The sequence below is a fragment of the Rothia sp. 11254D007BW genome, assembly GCF_053548195.1.
The window spans coordinates 1,045,400-1,061,873 of sequence record NZ_JBPWPK010000001.1; the positions used below are offsets into that span (position 1 = coordinate 1,045,400).

Annotated in this window: 11 protein-coding genes; 4 read left to right on the forward strand and 7 right to left on the reverse strand. The window is 58.4% G+C overall.

Annotation, left to right across the window (positions count from 1 at the left end; genetic code table 11):
• Positions 1-118: 118 nt before the first annotated feature.
• Positions 119-3,568 (reverse strand): pyruvate carboxylase, encoded by a 3,450-nt coding sequence (locus ACEE43_RS04665; RefSeq protein ID WP_237195273.1) that lies wholly within the window; start codon positions 3,566-3,568, stop codon positions 119-121.
• Between the two features lie 291 nt (positions 3,569-3,859).
• Here ACEE43_RS04665 and ACEE43_RS04670 point away from each other — a divergent pair, with 291 nt between their 5' ends.
• Complete coding sequence (locus ACEE43_RS04670) at positions 3,860-4,678, forward strand: ParA family protein (protein WP_449107404.1); 819 nt, start codon at positions 3,860-3,862, stop codon at positions 4,676-4,678.
• 185 nt (positions 4,679-4,863) lie between these two features.
• Here ACEE43_RS04670 and ACEE43_RS04675 read toward each other — a convergent pair whose 3' ends face one another.
• The 5 genes from ACEE43_RS04675 to ACEE43_RS04695 form a co-directional block, all read right to left on the reverse strand.
• Positions 4,864-5,457, reverse strand: a complete 594-nt coding sequence (locus ACEE43_RS04675) for a MerR family transcriptional regulator (protein WP_185174822.1) — start codon at positions 5,455-5,457, stop codon at positions 4,864-4,866.
• A gap of 227 nt (positions 5,458-5,684) precedes the next feature.
• Positions 5,685-6,440, reverse strand: a complete 756-nt coding sequence (gene ftsR, locus ACEE43_RS04680; protein WP_449107307.1) for a transcriptional regulator FtsR — start codon at positions 6,438-6,440, stop codon at positions 5,685-5,687.
• A gap of 2 nt (positions 6,441-6,442) precedes the next feature.
• Complete coding sequence (locus ACEE43_RS04685; protein ID WP_449107306.1) at positions 6,443-6,883, reverse strand: FHA domain-containing protein; 441 nt, start codon at positions 6,881-6,883, stop codon at positions 6,443-6,445.
• Positions 6,884-7,159: 276 nt separating this feature from the next.
• The gene (gene gcvH / locus ACEE43_RS04690; protein ID WP_185173178.1) at positions 7,160-7,546 is read right to left on the reverse strand and encodes a glycine cleavage system protein GcvH; all 387 of its coding nucleotides are present in this window, start codon (positions 7,544-7,546) and stop codon (positions 7,160-7,162) included.
• 239 nt (positions 7,547-7,785) lie between these two features.
• Positions 7,786-11,271, reverse strand: coding sequence for a proline dehydrogenase family protein (locus tag ACEE43_RS04695; protein ID WP_449107305.1), 3,486 nt, complete (start codon positions 11,269-11,271; stop codon positions 7,786-7,788).
• A 177-nt stretch (positions 11,272-11,448) separates the two neighbouring features.
• Here ACEE43_RS04695 and ACEE43_RS04700 point away from each other — a divergent pair, with 177 nt between their 5' ends.
• The 3 genes from ACEE43_RS04700 to ACEE43_RS04710 all read left to right on the forward strand — a co-directional run bounded on the left by ACEE43_RS04700 (position 11,449) and on the right by ACEE43_RS04710 (position 15,428).
• Entirely contained in the window at positions 11,449-12,378 is a 930-nt protein-coding gene (locus ACEE43_RS04700) for a LysR family transcriptional regulator (RefSeq protein WP_449107304.1), read from the forward strand.
• A gap of 83 nt (positions 12,379-12,461) precedes the next feature.
• Positions 12,462-12,851 carry a hypothetical protein gene (locus ACEE43_RS04705; protein WP_449107303.1) on the forward strand — a complete coding sequence of 130 codons (390 nt, stop codon included), beginning with the start codon at positions 12,462-12,464 and terminating at the stop codon, positions 12,849-12,851.
• A 1,683-nt stretch (positions 12,852-14,534) separates the two neighbouring features.
• Complete coding sequence (locus ACEE43_RS04710; RefSeq protein ID WP_449107302.1) at positions 14,535-15,428, forward strand: hypothetical protein; 894 nt, start codon at positions 14,535-14,537, stop codon at positions 15,426-15,428.
• Between the two features lie 22 nt (positions 15,429-15,450).
• On the opposite strand, the gene ACEE43_RS04715 is transcribed toward ACEE43_RS04710, so the two are convergent.
• Positions 15,451-16,395 (reverse strand): sugar-binding transcriptional regulator, encoded by a 945-nt coding sequence (locus tag ACEE43_RS04715; RefSeq protein ID WP_237211960.1) that lies wholly within the window; start codon positions 16,393-16,395, stop codon positions 15,451-15,453.
• Between the last annotated feature and the right edge of the window lie 79 nt (positions 16,396-16,474).

Genomic DNA, 16,474 nt, shown 5'->3' on the forward strand with positions numbered 1-16,474 from the left:
CACAGCACATACAATCGGCACTTTTCTGGTCCCTACTGGGAGCAAAAGAGCGGACGCCCGCCCCAGCTTACGCAAGCCGGGTGCGGGCGTCCGCCCCTTGGGTATTCCTGATACGGGGTTACTTGACGTTGACCACGATCAGCAGGTCACCACCAGCTACCTGGGAGACCTCGTTGTAGACAACGCGCTCGACGGTGCCTGAGACCGCTGAGGTGATGGAGGCTTCCATCTTCATGGCCTCGATGGTGGCTACCTGGTCGCCGGCTGAGATTTCGTCGCCGGGCTTGACCGAGATAGACACGCCACCAGCGAAGGGGGCTGCGATGTGACCGGGGTTAGAAGCGTCCGCCTTCTCAGCTTCCTTCACGTTGGACTCCACAGAGGTGTCGCGGACGTTGACGGTGCGCTGCTGGCCGTTCAGGGTGCAGATCACCTCGCGCATGCCCTTTTCGTCGGGTTCTGAGATAGCCTGCAGGGTTGCAATCAGGCGCACGCCCTTACCCAGCGAAATCACGTGTTCGCGCTTGAACATCATGCCGTAGAGGAAGTCGCGGGTGTGCAGGATCGACAGGTCGCCGAATTCCTCGCGGGCCTTCTCGAAGTCGCGGGTGGGCCCGGCAAAGAGGAGGCGGTTGAGGGTGGCGCGGCGGGTAGCTGAGTCCCCGTTCAGAGCTTCCAGGTCTTCGGCTGACAGGTCGTTGACCGAGGGCTTGGAGAGCTTACGGCCTTCCAGGGCACGGGTACGGAAGGGCTCGGGCCAGCCGGCGGGCGGGGTGCCCAGCTCGCCGTTGAGGAAGCCAATCACCGAGTCGGGGATATCGAACTTCTGCGGGTCCTTCTCGAAGTCCTCGGGTGAGACGCCCATGCCAACCAGCTGCAAGGCGAGGTCGCCAACCACCTTCGATGAGGGGGTTACCTTGACGATATGCCCCAGCATACGGTCAGCAGCTGCGTACATATCCTCGATGTCCTCGAAGCGCTCCCCCAGGCCCAGGGCGGTTGCCTGAGCGCGCAGGTTGGAGAGCTGGCCACCGGGGATTTCGTGGGTGTAAACACGACCGGTAGGCGATGACAGACCCATCTCGAAGGGCTTGTAGATGGTGCGGACGGCCTCCCAGTAGGGTTCCAGCGCGCAGGCAGCTTCCAAGGTGATGGAGGGAGCGCGGTCGGTGTACTGGAGGGCGCCGACCAGGGCTGAGAAGGACGGCTGGGAGGTGGTACCCGCCATGGAGGCTGAAGCCACGTCAACAACGTCCACGCCAGCCTCAACAGCGGCAAGCAGGGTGCCGACCTGACCGCCTGCGGTGTCGTGGGTGTGCAGGTGCACGGGCAGGTCGAAGCGCTCGCGCAGGGCGGTGACCAGGCGGCGGGCAGCTTCCGGACGCAGCAGGCCGGCCATGTCCTTGATGGCAAGGATGTGGGCGCCGGCTTCTACCACCTGGTCAGCCAGGTTCAGGTAGTAGTCCAGGGTGTAGGTCTGCTCTGCAGGGTCCAGCATGTCGCCGGTGTAGCAGATAGCGACCTCAGCAACTGCGGTGCCGGTGGCACGCACGGCCTTGATAGCCGGGGTCATCTGGGAGACGTCGTTGAGGGAGTCGAAGATACGGAAGATATCGACGCCGGTCTCAGCTGCTTCCTTGACGAATGCATCGGTGACCTCGGTGGGGTACGGGGTGTAGCCCACGGTGTTGCGGCCGCGCAGCAACATCTGGATGGGCAGGTTGGGCATGGCCGCACGCAGGTGGGCCAAGCGCTCCCAGGGGTCCTCGGAGAGGAAGCGCAGGGCGACGTCGTAGGTTGCACCGCCCCAGGCTTCTACGGAGAAGAGCTCGGGGGTTACGTGGGCTACTGCGGGCGCGGCGGCTAGCAGGTCGCGGGTGCGGACGCGGGTGGCCAGCAGGGACTGGTGGGCGTCACGGAAGGTGGTGTCGGTGATCAGCACTTCCTTGGTGTCGCGTACAGCCTTGGCGAACCCTTCGGGGCCCAGTTCGAGCAGGCGCTGACGCCAGCCTGCCGGGGGTTCGTGGGTGGAAGCGTCGAAGGGTGAGCGGTAGGGCTCTTCGGTCTTATCGCCGGGGAAGGCAGGTAGCTTCAAGCGGGGGTCAAGGCCCTCGATACGCTCACCGTGGGGCTTATTCACGGTGACGTTTGCCAGGTACTGCAGGGCCTTGGTGCCGCGGTCGGCTGAAGGCTTCTTGGTCAGTAGCTCGGGGTGCTCATCGATGAAGGGAGTGGAGACATCACCAGCGCGGAAGGTGGGGTCTTCGAGTACCGCCTTGATGAAGGGGATGTTGGTGGCGACGCCGCGAATACGGAACTCGGCCAGGGCGCGAGAAGCGCGGCGGACGGCGTCCTCGAAGGTGCGGCCACGGCAGGTGAGCTTCACCAGCATAGAGTCGAAGTGGGGTGAAATCTGGGCACCGGTGTAGACGGTACCGCCGTCCAGGCGGATGCCAGAGCCACCGGCTGAGCGGTAGTAGGTAACCTTGCCAACGTCGGGGCGGAAGCCGTTCGCCGGGTCTTCGGTAGTGATGCGGGACTGCAGGGCAAAGCCGCGCACGCGCAGGTCTTCCTGGCGGATGCCAAGGTCTTCCAGGGTCTCACCGGCAGCAATGCGCATCTGGGACTGTACCAGGTCAACGTCGGTGACCTCTTCGGTCACGGTGTGCTCAACCTGGATACGGGGGTTCATCTCGATAAAGACGTGCTGACCAGCGCGCTCACCGGCGGTATCGACCAGGAACTCCACGGTACCGGCGTTCACGTAGCCCAGTTCCTTGGCAAACTTGACCGCGTCGCGGAAGAGGGCCTGACGGATCTCTTCATCGAGGTTGGGAGCGGGGGCGATCTCAACGACCTTCTGGTGGCGGCGCTGCAGGGAGCAGTCACGCTCAAAGAGGTGAACGATGTTGCCCTCACCGTCGGCCAGGATCTGCACCTCAATGTGGCGGGGGCGCAGCACTGCCTGCTCAAGGAAGACAGTGGGGTCACCGAAGGCGGTATCGGCCTCGCGCATAGCCGCTTCCATAGCGGGGCGCAGGTCTTCACGCTTCTCAACGCGGCGCATACCGCGGCCACCACCACCGGCAACAGCCTTGACGAAGATGGGGAAGCCAATTTCTTCAGCCTCAGCCAGCAGCTTCTCAACATCTGCGCTGGGTTCAGTGGACTTGAGTACCGGGATACCGGCACGGCGGGCAGCCTTCAGCGCCTCAACCTTGTTACCGGCCAGTTCCAGAACCTCCGGCGGGGGGCCGATGAAGGTGATACCGGCGTCCGCGGCGGCGCGCGCTAGATCAGGATTCTCCGAGAGGAAGCCGTAACCCGGGTAGATAGCATCAGCGCCGGCTTCTTTGGCGACGCGAATAATCTCCTCAACATCGAGGTAGGCACGGACGGGATGGCCCTCTTCACCAATCGGGTAGGCCTCATCGGCCTGCTGGCGGTGAATGGAGTGGCGGTCTTCGTAGGGGAAGACGCCGACGGTCTTAGCGCCGAGCTCGTAGGCCGCGCGGTAAGCGCGGATTGCGATTTCGCCGCGGTTAGCGACCAGAATCTTTGAAAACATTTTCTTCCGTTCCGCCCCACCCAGCACAGCGGGGTGCGGTGAGGCTAAGCCACAGTTCGTGTGTGAACACCTCAAATATATCTTTAGACTTCCTAAAGCACCTGGTTTTGTCTCATTTTTTGTGATGCGGGACGTAACGAAAAGATTTTATTGTGAGCATGGCTACACAGTGCCTTGTTGCTCGCTGTGAGCTTGCCTGACTTTCTGCACCGCTTGGCGGTAGCTGGTACACCTCTTCGGTAGCATAGAAGGTCAGTGTGTATCCGCCGAATTCGAGAGGCTTTCGTGGCAATGAGCAGCGTGGTAAGTATCAGCAGTCTAAAAGGCGGCGTGGGCAAAACATCGGTCGTGCTGGGGCTGGCGTCCGCTGCTCAGGCAAGCAGCCTGCGCACCCTCGTCATCGACCTCGACCCCCACGGGGACGCCTCAACCGGCCTCGGCGTAAACACCGCTGAAGGCACCGACATGGGCACCATTTTGCTCGCCCCTTCCGATTATTCCCTGGCGGACGAGCTCGCCCCCGCTTCGTGGGCCGCCCTCGGCAGCCTGGGCAACGCCTCCCGCACCGGACTGGACGCAGGCACCTGGGTTGGGCGCGCGTCCGCCCGTCTCACCGCCCTAGAACAGCTCGACTCAGCCGCCCTACTCCCCCGCCTAGCAGACCTCCTTGAACCTGTGCGCGAGAGCTTTGACCTGATTCTCATCGACTGCCCACCTACCCTGGGCCGTCTCACCGAAATGGCGTGGGCTGCCTCTGACCGGGTGCTGTCTGTCGCTGAGCCCTCACTCTTCTCTGTCGCGGGCTCCGAACGCACCCTGCGCGCCATTGCCCGCTTCGAAGCCAATACCCCCTATGCTGTGGAGTCGGCCTCTATCGTGATTAATAAGGTACGTGCAGGCGACCCCGAACACGACTACCGCATCGAGGAAATGAAGGTGCTCTTCGGCGACCTGGTCGCTGAGACTATCCTGCCCGAGACGCACCTGCTCCAGCGCATTCAGGGGTCCGCCTACCCCGTGCACTACTGGCCCGAAGAAGAAGCCCAGGAACTCGCTAGCGCCTTCACCGCGCTGCTGGCCGGTCTGTACGACGCAGGTACTGATAGATAGGAATGTAGGGGAGAGGGCACGGAGCTCACGCTTGCTGTTGACCCTCTCGCAGCTTCGCTTCGCTCAGGCGCGATTCACGCCAGCCCCAGCCAACAGCTTCGCTGTGAGCCCGTGCCCTCCCCGTTAGCGCAACAAAAAACTACCCCGCCTTCGCATCTGCGAGGCGGGGTAGTTTTCTATGTTCTTTAGGCGCCGGCCTTGCGGGCTCGGCGGGCCGAAAGTTCGTCGTGGATCTCGGTCTCTGCCTGGATTTCCTGGGCGGTGCTTTCGCCGGGCAGTTCACTCAGCGATACTTCCAGTTCGCGCCAGACACGGCCGATAGCAATGCCGAAGACGCCCTGGCCGGCCTGCACCAGGTCAATTACCTCAGAGGCCGAGGTGCATTCGTAGACCGAGGCACCGTCGGACATGAGGGTGATTCCGGCAAGATCCTCAACGCCGCGGGAGCGCAGGTGGTCGACCGAGGTGCGAATCTGCTGCAGGGATACGCCGGTATCAAGCAGGCTCTTAACGATTTTGAGCACCAGCACATCGCGGAAAGAGTAAAGACGCTGGGAGCCAGAACCCTGGGCCGAGCGGACGGTGGGCTCCACCAGGTGAGTGCGAGCCCAGTAGTCGAGCTGGCGGTAAGTAATGCCCGCTGCCTTGCAGGCGGTGGGGCCGCGGTAGCCAAGGTTCTCATCAACCAGAGAAACAGGGTCGTCAAAGAGAACGCCCTGCTCACCCACCGGGGAGGTGCGGGGCATGACATCTTCAAAGCCCAGCAGGGGCTGATCCATGGGGGCAGGTACGCCTCGCAGCGCGGCGGGGGCGCTATGTTCACCGTTGTACTGTGTCACGGTTTGAGGTTCCTTCCCTTGAACTGATCATGGACTCTCTTATCCTACCTGCCCGGCCACCCTTTTGCCGGTTAATCGGTCGGCAGGGGCACCGGCGTTTTAACGTGGTTCTGGTCATTAAGACAGACCACGTTCACCCGGTGCCCCTCGCGCAAGGTTAGGTGGGGTTAGTCGAAGCTGGGCATACTCCCGGCTACCAGGGCCATGTGCAGGCGGAGCAGCAGCTGGGCAATATCACCGGCGAGTTCGGCCGCACGGGCCTGGGACTCTTCGTCCTTACGCAGGGCCAGAGGGCCCACCGCGGTTTCAACCAGGTCGACTTCGCGGTCGGCAGCGGCCCGGAAGGCTCGCAGGTGGCGCGGGTGCAGGCCGTGGGCGGTGAGCTGGTCGCTCACCCTCGTAACAGCCAGGTCGTACTGGTCGTACTCTTCTTTGTTGTCTGCCAGCAGACCGTAGTTCATGAGCTCACGTAGCAGGGGCATATCGACCCCGGCTGCCTGGCCCAGCTCACGCAGGGTGTAGGTGCGGGCCGGTTCTGCCTCGGCTGCCGGGCGGGCACTCGGCAGCTCTTCGGCACCCGGCTGCGCGGACGCGGCCGCCCCGCTCCCCTGCCCCTCGGCAGGTTCGCTACCGGGGGCGGGTGCTAGCCCCGCGTCGATGTCAGCCAGGCGCTGGCGGATCACCTTGAGCGGCAGGTACTGGTCGCGCTGCAGCTGCAGCACAAAACGCAGGCGCTCAATATCTTCTTCGGAGTACTTGCGGTAGCCGGTATTGGTACGCTGCGGGCTCACCAGACCCTTATCTTCAAGAAAGCGAATCTTCGAGGCGCTAATGCCCTCAAATTCCCCTTCAAGGGCGCTGAGCACCTGACCGATGGTCTTATTTTTTGCCCCAGCAGTTTCAGCAGAGTGAGCCTGAGCCATGGTTACTGCCCCTGGCCCTGGTAGAAGGCGAAGTGGAACTTGCCGATGTAGATTTCGTCGCCGTTGCGCAGGTAGGCCTCGTCCACGCGGTCCTTGTTGACGTAGGTGCCGTTCAGGGAGTCAGCATCGGTCAGGATGAAGCTGCCCGCGTTGGGGATGAAGAGGGCGTGGCGGCGGGAGACGGTCACATCGTCCAGGTAAATGTCTGATTCGGGGCTGCGGCCGGCGATGATGGGCTGGTCAAGGCCGTCTTCATCGGTTTCGGGGTTGAGAAGGAAGCGGGCACCCTTGAACTGGCCATCCAGGCCAATCAGAACAGCGGAACCGGCAGGCAGGGTTGCCAGCAGGTCACGCTCTTCGGCGGTGGGGTTATGGGACTGGGAAACACCCAGGGCTACCATGGCAATGGTGTTTGTGGGCGGGTGTGCTTCATGCTGGGCCATACGGTCTCGTCCTTATATCTTCGGGTGCCGGGTCTACGCCCGTCCTGTGCCTGTTATCCAAACGTTATGTGTGATGTGCTGTGGGCGGCTCAAGGTCACAAAATGGTAAACAGTGAACCGTTCGTTTAATCTTAGCCACTTCGCTCCTATTCTGCCCGGTTCACGCCGTGTTCTCTCACCAAATTTTCCTGATTTTTACCGAACGCAAAAGGGCCGCCCTTTCCCATAGAAAAGGCGGCCCTCGCAGGCGGTCGCAACCGGGCGTTCTAGCCGGTTTTAGGCGATTTCTGCCTCGTAGTCGGCAGCTGAAAGCAGGCCTTCGAGGTCTGCTGCGTCGCTGGGGCGAACCTCGATGAGCCAGCCCGCACCGTAGGGGTCTGAGTTCACGGTTTCGGGGGCATCTGCCAGGTCTTCGTTGACGGCAACAACTTCACCGGCGATGGGGGCAAAGAGGTCTGAGACGCTCTTGGTGGATTCGATTTCGCCGAAGGTTGCTTCTGCGTCGATGGTTTCGCCTACCTCGGGCAGGTCGACGTAGACGACGTCGCCCAGTTCGCTCTGTGCGTGGTCGGTAACACCGATGCGGACGGTGCCATCAGCGGTGAGTTCGCTGACCCACTCGTGCTCTTTGGTGTACTTGAGTTCTGCAGGAACGTTGCTCATCGGAGGTGTCCTTTTCTTTTGTGGGACTTTTGTGGGAGTGCCGATCGAGGTGCGTGAAACTCGACGAGGTGAGCTCCGACGAGGGAGAAGGAGCTCTCACCTAACGATTATATGACACAGGGTACAGGTGCTGGTGGCGGGCGCCACCGAAACGGCCGGGTTTTCTCTTAAATAAAAAGGACGCCCCACCCCACTTCCCTGCGCAGGGGAAGCGGGTGGGGCGTCCTTACCTAGACCTCTTAGATAACACCCTCAGAGAACTTGTAGGGGTTGCCGAAGCGGTGGGCGGTGATGGAGACTGCCTGCTCGCGGACGAAGGGCAGCATCTCGATGCGGCCGGCTTCGGTAACAGGCTGGAAGTAGACCGCGATGTCGGGGCGGCCGTCGAGTGCCTCGTAGATGCTGGTGGCGTCGTTACCGATGTAGCGGATGCGGGCACCTTCGAAGGCGGTTCCCTCAAGCTGCTTTGAGGGGGTCTTTGCAATCTTGGCCAGCGAAGCACGGTAGGCGGCGTCGCTCTGCTCAACCAGGGGGACACCCGCACCGCGCAGGGCGCCGGCAACAGCTACCGGGATGCTCTGGCCGGTGGAGAACTCGATGGTGGCACCGGCTGCTACACCTGCCAGCAGGACGCGCAAGGCGCGGTCGCGGTCACCGTTCTCATCCAGACGCACCTGGACGGTGGTGGGCAGGTAGCGCAGGATGTTGCGCTCAACGCCCAGCTGGCTGGGGTCGTGCCCCACACCGAACTCGGTGGCCCAGGCCTCGGCATCGGAACTGGCCGCGCGGGCCAGCATGTCGAGGGAGCCGTCGTTGGTGGCGGTGGGTTCGCGCAGGGCAGCCAGGATGGAGCGGACGCCCGCGTGTGAGGGGGCGGTGGTGGCGGTGGACTCTGCGGTCTCCCAGTTAGAGAGGGCAACCAGGTAGTTGGGGCCACCGGCCTTGGTGCCGGAGCCTACGGTTGACTTCTTCCAGCCACCGAAGGGCTGACGCTGCACGATAGCGCCGGTGATGCCGCGGTTGACGTAGAGGTTACCTGCCTGGACCTTGGAGAGCCAGAGTTCCAGCTCGCCGGAGTCAAGGGAGTGCAAGCCAGCGGTCAGACCGTAGTCGGTGGCGTTCTGCAGTTCGATAGCCTCTTCGAGGGTAGCGGCCTTCATGACGCCCAGGATGGGGCCGAAGTACTCGGTCAGGTGGTATTCACTGCCGGGCTTGACGCCTGCGCGAACGCCGGGTGACCAGAGGCGGCCGGTCTCATCGAGCTGTTCGGGCTTGATGATCCAGGTTTCACCCTCACCCAGGGTGGTCAAACCTCGCTTGAGCTTGCCCTCGGGCTTCTCGATGACGGGGCCCATTTCTGATTCGATGTCCTGGGGGTGGGCAACGTGCAGGGACTTCACGGCGTCAACCAGCTGGTTGTAGAAGCGCTTGGACTCCCCGACCGAACCAACCAGAATCACGGTGGAGGCCGCCGAGCACTTCTGGCCTGCGTGGCCGAAGGCTGAGTAGACGACGTCCTTGACCGCCAGGTCGAGGTCGGCATTGGGGGTGACGATGATGGAGTTCTTGCCGGAGGTCTCGCCGAAGAGGGGCAGGTCCTTACGCCAGGATCGGAACATCTCGGCGGTCTCGTAGCCACCGGTCAGAATCAGGCGGTCAACGGCGGGGTGGGCAATCATCTTTGAACCGGCGTCGCGGTCGGTGACCTTGACCAGGCGCAGGGCCTCGCGGGGTACACCAGCTTCCCACAGCACCTCAGCAATGAGAGCACCGATGCGGGCGGTGTTGGAGGCGGGCTTGAAGATAACCGCTGAACCCGCTGCCAGGGCTGAGATAACGCCACCGACGGGGATTGCGGTGGGGAAGTTCCACGGCGGGATGACCAGGGTCAGCTTAACCGGGTGATGCTGGGCGCCGTCTACCGAGTCGAGGCGCTCTGCCAGCATGGCGTAGTAGTAGGCAAAGTCAACGGCTTCTGAGACTTCAACGTCGCCCTGGTCCAGGGTCTTGCCAGCCTCGTGGGCCATGATTTCCATGAAGTCGCCGCGGCGTACTGCCAGGGCTACAGCTACCTTACGCAGAATCTCAGCACGCTCTGAAGCGGGGCGGGCACCCCACGCCTCGCCAGCTGCCACGGTCTCGGCAACCAGGGTTTCGGCGTCCTCGGCAGAACCCAACTCATTGGCGGCCAGGGTTTCAATACCGATCTGGGTGGTCTTTGAACGCTCCAGGATGGCGCGGCCCCACTCGCGGTTACCGGCCAGGGCAGGGTCGGTATCGGGGGTGTTTTCGAAGGTGCCGTCGGCGGGCTTGAAGACGTTGTCTTCATTTTCTTCCAGACGGTTCTGGGTGCGCTGCGGGGGCTGCACCTCGTCAGTGACCTCGTTCAGGGAGCGCAGGAAGCGGTTCTTCTCGCGCTCAAAGAGGGCGGGAGATGAGTCTAGGTCGAAGACCGCGCTCATGAAGTTCTCGCTTGAGGCGTTTTCCTCCAGGCGGCGAACCAGGTAGGAGATAGCGACATCGAACTCTTCGGGGCGCACCACGGGGGTGTAGAGCAGCAGGTGGCCCACACGCTGGCGGATAACCTCGGCCTGCTGGGATGCCATGCCGATGAGCATTTCGAACTCGATGTCCTTTTCAACACCGCGATCTTCGGCCAACAGTAGGGCGAAGGCTACGTCGAAGAGGTTATGGCCGGCAACGCCCAGGCGGATGTTCTTGGTGTGCTCGGGCTGCAGGGCGTAGTTGAGGATGCGCTTGTAGTTGGTATCTGAGTCCTGCTTGGAGTCGCAGGTGGTCAGGGGCCAACCGTGTACAGCGGCTTCAACCTTTTCCATGGAGAGGTTGGCACCCTTAACCAGGCGGACCTTAATACGGGCACCGCCGGCCTCAACACGCTTAGCTGCCCATTCCTGCAGGCGCTGCATCGCAGCCAGGGTGTCGGGCAGGTAGGCCTGGAGCACGATACCGGCTTCAAGGTTCTTCAGGTGGGGCTGGTCAAGGATCTTGGTGAAGACCTCGATGGTCATATCGAGGTCCTTGTACTCTTCCATGTCCAGGTTAATGAACTTCTGGGCGGGAGAGTTAGCGGCCAGCTCGTAGAGGGGGGTGAGGCGGCGGACGGCTTCGTCCACGACTTCTTCGAAGGCCCAGTGGGAGTGGGGGCCAGAAACGGAGGAAACCTTAATGGAGACGTAGTCGACATCGTCGCGGGCCAGCAGGCGCTTGGTTTCGGTCAGGCGACGCTCTGCTTCACGGTCGCCGAGCACTGCTTCACCGAGCAGGTTGATGTTGAGCTTGTTGCCGGTTGAGGTGAGGTGCTTGATGGCGGGGCCCAGCTTTTCGTCGCGGGCATCGACAATCAGGTGGCCGACCATCTGGCGCAGGACGGTGCGGGCGATCGGCACGGTGGGCCAGGAGGCCTTAGCGGCCAGCTTGCCGCCCAGGCCTACGGCACTCTTCATGTACCAGGGCAGGAAGGAGGGGACGATGGGGGCAATACGACCCAGGTTCTTACCGGCAACAGCCTGGTCTTCGGGGCGCACCACGCCGTCGACGAAGCCAACGGTAAATTCAAGGCCGTTGGGGTCCTTCAGGACGCCTGCCAGCTTCTCTGCTGCGGGGTCGGCGGGGATGTTCTGGGCTGCTTTGACCCAGTCCGCGACGAGCTGGACGGCCTGGTCAGCTAGCTGCTGATGGTGGGTATCGCTAAAAGGCTGTGCCAAGGGTGGTACCTCCTGCTAGCCCGCACAAGGGCGGGGTGAATTTGTTGCTTGTTATCCATTTCACCATCTTTAGGTGTAAGTTACACTATTAGAAAAAATGAATATTATTTAGGCAGTACGTTTAGTTCTGCTAATCTGTATTCGTGACGCCATTCACCCCTTCCTAAGGAGTGCCCCATGTACGATTTGCGCCGCCTGGCCATGCTGCTTGAGATCCACGAGCGAGGCACGCTCGCCGCTACAGCTAAAGCCCTGCACCTGACGTCCTCCGCTATATCCCAGCAGATAACCACCCTGGAAAAAGAGGTGGGCACTCCCCTGCTGCGTAAGGTGGGGCGCCGAGTGGAGCTGACCACCGAGGCCCTAATTCTGGTGGAGAGCACCCGCAATATTTTGAAGGAGCTGGACGCCGCCCGCACCCGCATCACCCTGCTGGAGGGGGTACCTGCCGGGCAGGTACGACTGGCGATCTTCCAGTCGGCGGCCAAGGCCCTGCTGCCTGGCGCTCTGGCACATCTTGCGGAGCATGCCCCGCAGGTGCAGCTGCATGTGGTTCAGATTGACCCGGAGACCGGTCTATCCCTGACCCGCAGTAGGGAGTTCGACCTGGTAATTGCAGAGTCTTACCCCCACCACTACATTCCCGAATACCCTGAGCTCACCTCCGAGCTTCTGACCGAGGACGCCCTTAACCTGGTGGTTGCCGCAGGTTCTGAGGTTGAGAACTTGGACGACGCCGCCCGTCTTCCCTGGGTTTTTGAGGGTGAGCACAATACTTCCCGCACCTGGGGTATTAACCAGTGCCGGGCAGCGGGTTTTGAGCCGCAGGTGCGCTACGTGATTGATGATTTGAACACCCACCTACAGCTAGCAGCAGGTGGTGCGGCGGCTATTATGCCGTCATTTGCGCTGCCTGCCGCTGGTAGCGAGTTGGAAGGGGCGCACGGGGTGAAGGCTATTCCTCTGCCAGGTGCCCCCTACCGCGAGATTTATGTGGCTACCCGCACCGAAAGTACAGGCCAGCCCGCAATTAGGGCGGTGAAGAATGCACTCAAACATGCAAATTTACAATTTCATCAATTTAAGGATAAAATTACCCATAATTAAACTCTACGCGACACACACCTAACAAAAAAATGAACACCTCAGAATATTAGAATCAAAATTAAAGTACACCCCAGGAGTTAACAATGAAAAAATCACTACTAATTCCCGCTCTTGCGATTCCCATGTTCGTATTAGCTGGATGCTCGGAAACTCATGAGAAAAAAATATATATTCAGCAGATTCAAGTAAGTCAAGGAATTTTTCAAGGAGTTTACAAAAATACCCCCTCTTTGGATGGGCAAACTATTTATTACTCCACAACAAGTGAGCCGTCTGAAACTATAGTTAATATTGACGAGGATAAAATCGACTCAGAACTAACGAAATTTCGAGTGAAATCCAGTGAGTTTCTACCAGAAAACGAGTCCCACCCATACCTCATATGCCAGAAGAAAAGGTCTGACTGCACAGCCTTTCTTCTCAGAACAACCTTTAAACCCGACGAAAAACCTGAAGATAAATACCTCAAATAGATCAAAAATTGACAATATTAAATCAGATTTTTATTAACCATTTTTTAAATTCCTCCTGCTTTTTGATATAAAATTTCAAAAATAAATTATCATTTATCAATTTCTCAATTTCATAGATATCGAAAAAAGAAAGAAATTAAATTATAGATACCCAGCAAAAATACTTGGATTTAGACCATGGGCTATACAGATTAGATTCGGATTGAGGCCTCGACCAAGGCAGATATTTGTATTTTTCTAAAGACTTGTGACTACCTATTCAAGAGACTTATTCTTCTTCATAGCCTCAATACCAGTGGCTGATGCGACCGCATGCTGCCAGCTAATTCTGCGTATTCAGCACTACGTCCAATGTTCCATCCAAGCAAAGCTTAAGGGCCGCAATCAAATATGCACCCGACACGGGACTAGCAGTATCGAGCACTGCGGAGTGCGGTGTTCGCAGGTGTTGATGATACCTTCGGCGGTGGGAGTAGCGGAAAACGGCTGAATTGGCGGCTCCAGTCCTGGTGTAGGTTGATGGGTGCCACATCCCAGTGTTCCCGTTCCAAGGCGAGAAGGACCAATACTGGCACAGAGACCGCTGCCCCGTCAGAGTACCGTCAACTGTGCGATAGATGAGTACGTTTTCCTGACAATCGGCGTTATCGGTCAGCATGACATAGTCGGATCCGTTTGGGTCAAAGAAAGTGAGGGGACGCCCCCAGAACCGTAGGCCAGCTTGTCCAGTTTGCGAGCACTACCACAGTTGTAGATGTGGCTCCAGAGAATTTTTGGGGCTCCAGCAGCATCGGCGGTTAGCATGTAGGTGGCGTGTGAGGTTACGACACTGAGGCCAGCGGAGCATACCGAGATGGAGTTATCAATGCGGTCTACCCCACTAGTCCTGTCTGCGCGTAGCAGGCTGGCGCGGATGCATCCGTTCCCTCCGTCAATCACGCCATAGCCTCGCTCTTTGAGGCTACCCAGACGCGGTCCTGCCAATCGGGAACCAGGCCGACAAACCTGGTTACTGGGCGCCAGGGAGAGTATGCCGGTCAGGCCGGTGCGGAAGTTTACCCAAATGTGATGGCCGTCGGCAGAATAGACCAGCCGAATGAGGGTGTTGGTGCCGTCAACTAGGACCCTGCTGTTGCTCTGGCCAAGGTAGTCTTAGACACCTCTCAGCAGGGCACCTATGTGCAGGTCGAGTTTAGCGAGTTCGGTACCGTTCGGGCGCAGGATGACGATTTTGGGCACCAACATCTCTACTTTTTCCGAAAAGACCTGGGGTAGAGTACCTGCGCGAATTCGTCGGTACCGACGAGAATCGTAGAACAGACCCCACCTAGCGGGGTTTTCGTAATCTGCCAGGGGCGTGCACCTGACCCAGTTAAGGGGGTGCAGCCGGAGGCTTAGGCATCACCGTGCATGGTGGTGACGCCGGGAAGTCCAAGGTGAGCGATATCCTCGGCGTTATACACATATTGACTCACATTGGACATTGTTATACAAACAACAGAGTCGCCGCATGTTGAGCAATTGACTGCGGAATGAGTTTTTGCGCACGACCGGAACCCTCCTTGCAGTGAGGTACAATGACCCAAATAGCTGCGAAAAATTGAATCATTAGCTATTGAGAAGAAAGATAAATATTGTATTTGACCATAATTCACTTTACCCAATTTAAGGGAATCTCCCCCCATGCTTAGAAGTAAAAAATATATAAAGAGAGAAATTGAAGAATTAAAAATTAGAATAGTAAAATTAGAAAATTCAGATAAACAGAGCGTAAACCATAAAAACAATAAACTGTGGAGAATTCTTAGGGATATCTTCGCCATAATAGCATCTATAGCAACAGCGGCAAGCCTAGTTTACATTACACTTCAGACCAATGAGATTCAAAAACAAACTCAGATTTCAGATAAACAAAACGAATCACTTATCAGAAGTCAAGATTTAGCATATCTTGCCAAAATAAATATCTCCCCTTCTGATGAAGGTATCAAAATCGAAAACTCTTCGGAGATTCCGATAAAATCAATAGCATACTGGTTCTTGATTCGCAAAGAGGATACCCTCGAAGTTTTTGACACAACAGGTGCCATAGCACCATTAGGATCGTGTACTGCAGCTACAATCAACTGGGATTTCTTCAAGTACTATAGCGGTGAATATTCAAATAATGTCGAAAAAATAACAAACATTTCTCCCGGATTTACAAAAGAGTTCCATCTCGTGCTTCAAGCACCTTCAGGGAAATGGTATTTTAAAGGAAGCACAGGGCTTTTACAAGAAATTGTCGACAGCTCAACACTTTCCTCAGAATCCCCACCCACAACCCCTATAGATAAATCAAATGTATATTCGGAACCTGATGATAATTTTTACCTTACTGAATACAAAGCGTTAGATAAACTTAAAGAATTAGATGTTTATTCTCAATATGAAAATTATCTAATCGCGGTTCAGGATGCATATTTTGATGATACGCCTCCGATTTATGGTGCAGGTGACTCAATAATACTAGGCAAAGGAGGTGTAGACGGTTTAGAATATCTGACCTACAGCCCTATTCCGTGTGTATCAAGCTAGGGTAGAAACATGCAGCAAATCCCTAGAGCAGTCTCTCCGCTAGGTCCGCATCCACCACTAGGTCGGTGATGGCGCCGGTGACTAGGGCGGCGCGCAGGGCAACAGCGCGGTGACGGCCAGCAGCCGCGCACACCCGTCGTCCTATCTTCACCAGCTCCGCAGGGGTAGGGCCCGTCGCCCGCTGATTCAGCGCCAAATCAGCCCAGGTGCCATCCTCCCGCAGTAGCACCGTGCACATATCCCCCACGATGCCCTGCCCCTGCAACTCCCGCATCTGCTCCGCATTGAAATAGCCTCCGCTATAAACATGCGACTTGAGCTCCCCACCAAAAGCACCCACACCAAACAGGGCGACATCGGCGCTACGCTGCACCGCCAGCACACCGCGAATCGACCGCTCCCGCCACATGGCCGCCTTGGTATCGGCAAAATCAAAGAAGGCAGGCACCGGGAAATGCACCATCTGCGCCCCGTAAGCAGAAGACACTTGCCCCAGAATCGCACCCGAGTAGGGAATCCCCGTCTGCACAGCGTTGCCCGCCCCGTTGAGCTGAACCACCGTCACCCCGGTCAGCGGGCGTTTAGGCAGGAACTGGGCCACCTCGGTTACGGTTGAGCCCCAGGCAACACCTAGTGTCGTGCCGGGCACCATGAGGGAGTCCACAAGATTTGCTGTGGCTATTGCCACCCTCCTCATGCGAGCTTGTTCTGTAGCGTGTTCGGGGGCGCGCACCACCGTCACCCGCACCCGATAGAGGTCAGACAGGCGCTTTTCGAGCGGGTCAGAATTATATGCCTTTTCATTAAGGTGAATCGTCACAACCCCGGTTTCACGTGCAGTTTTGAGCAGGCGAGAGACGGTAGGGCGGGAGACCCCCAAGCGTGCAGCGATAGTTGACATCGTCAAATGCTCCCCGTAGTAAAGCTGGGCAGCCTCAACGACCTGATTCTGACTTCTGTTCATCATAGTGCGATTCTAACTGAACATTTGTTCACAGAGCTGGCAGTTATTTGTGCGCACGGTTGAAATAGTTAGCAAGACATTA

Coding starts and splice junctions, on each gene's coding strand:
- ACEE43_RS04665 (WP_237195273.1), bottom strand. CDS start 3,568: ATGTTTTCAAAGATTCTGGTCGCTAACCGCGGCGAAATCGCAATCCGC.
- ACEE43_RS04670 (WP_449107404.1), top strand. CDS start 3,860: ATGAGCAGCGTGGTAAGTATCAGCAGTCTAAAAGGCGGCGTGGGCAAA.
- ACEE43_RS04675 (WP_185174822.1), bottom strand. CDS start 5,457: ATGGATCAGCCCCTGCTGGGCTTTGAAGATGTCATGCCCCGCACCTCC.
- ftsR (WP_449107307.1), bottom strand. CDS start 6,440: ATGGCTCAGGCTCACTCTGCTGAAACTGCTGGGGCAAAAAATAAGACC.
- ACEE43_RS04685 (WP_449107306.1), bottom strand. CDS start 6,883: ATGGCCCAGCATGAAGCACACCCGCCCACAAACACCATTGCCATGGTA.
- gcvH (WP_185173178.1), bottom strand. CDS start 7,546: ATGAGCAACGTTCCTGCAGAACTCAAGTACACCAAAGAGCACGAGTGG.
- ACEE43_RS04700 (WP_449107304.1), top strand. CDS start 11,449: ATGTACGATTTGCGCCGCCTGGCCATGCTGCTTGAGATCCACGAGCGA.
- ACEE43_RS04705 (WP_449107303.1), top strand. CDS start 12,462: ATGAAAAAATCACTACTAATTCCCGCTCTTGCGATTCCCATGTTCGTA.
- ACEE43_RS04710 (WP_449107302.1), top strand. CDS start 14,535: ATGCTTAGAAGTAAAAAATATATAAAGAGAGAAATTGAAGAATTAAAA.
- ACEE43_RS04715 (WP_237211960.1), bottom strand. CDS start 16,395: ATGATGAACAGAAGTCAGAATCAGGTCGTTGAGGCTGCCCAGCTTTAC.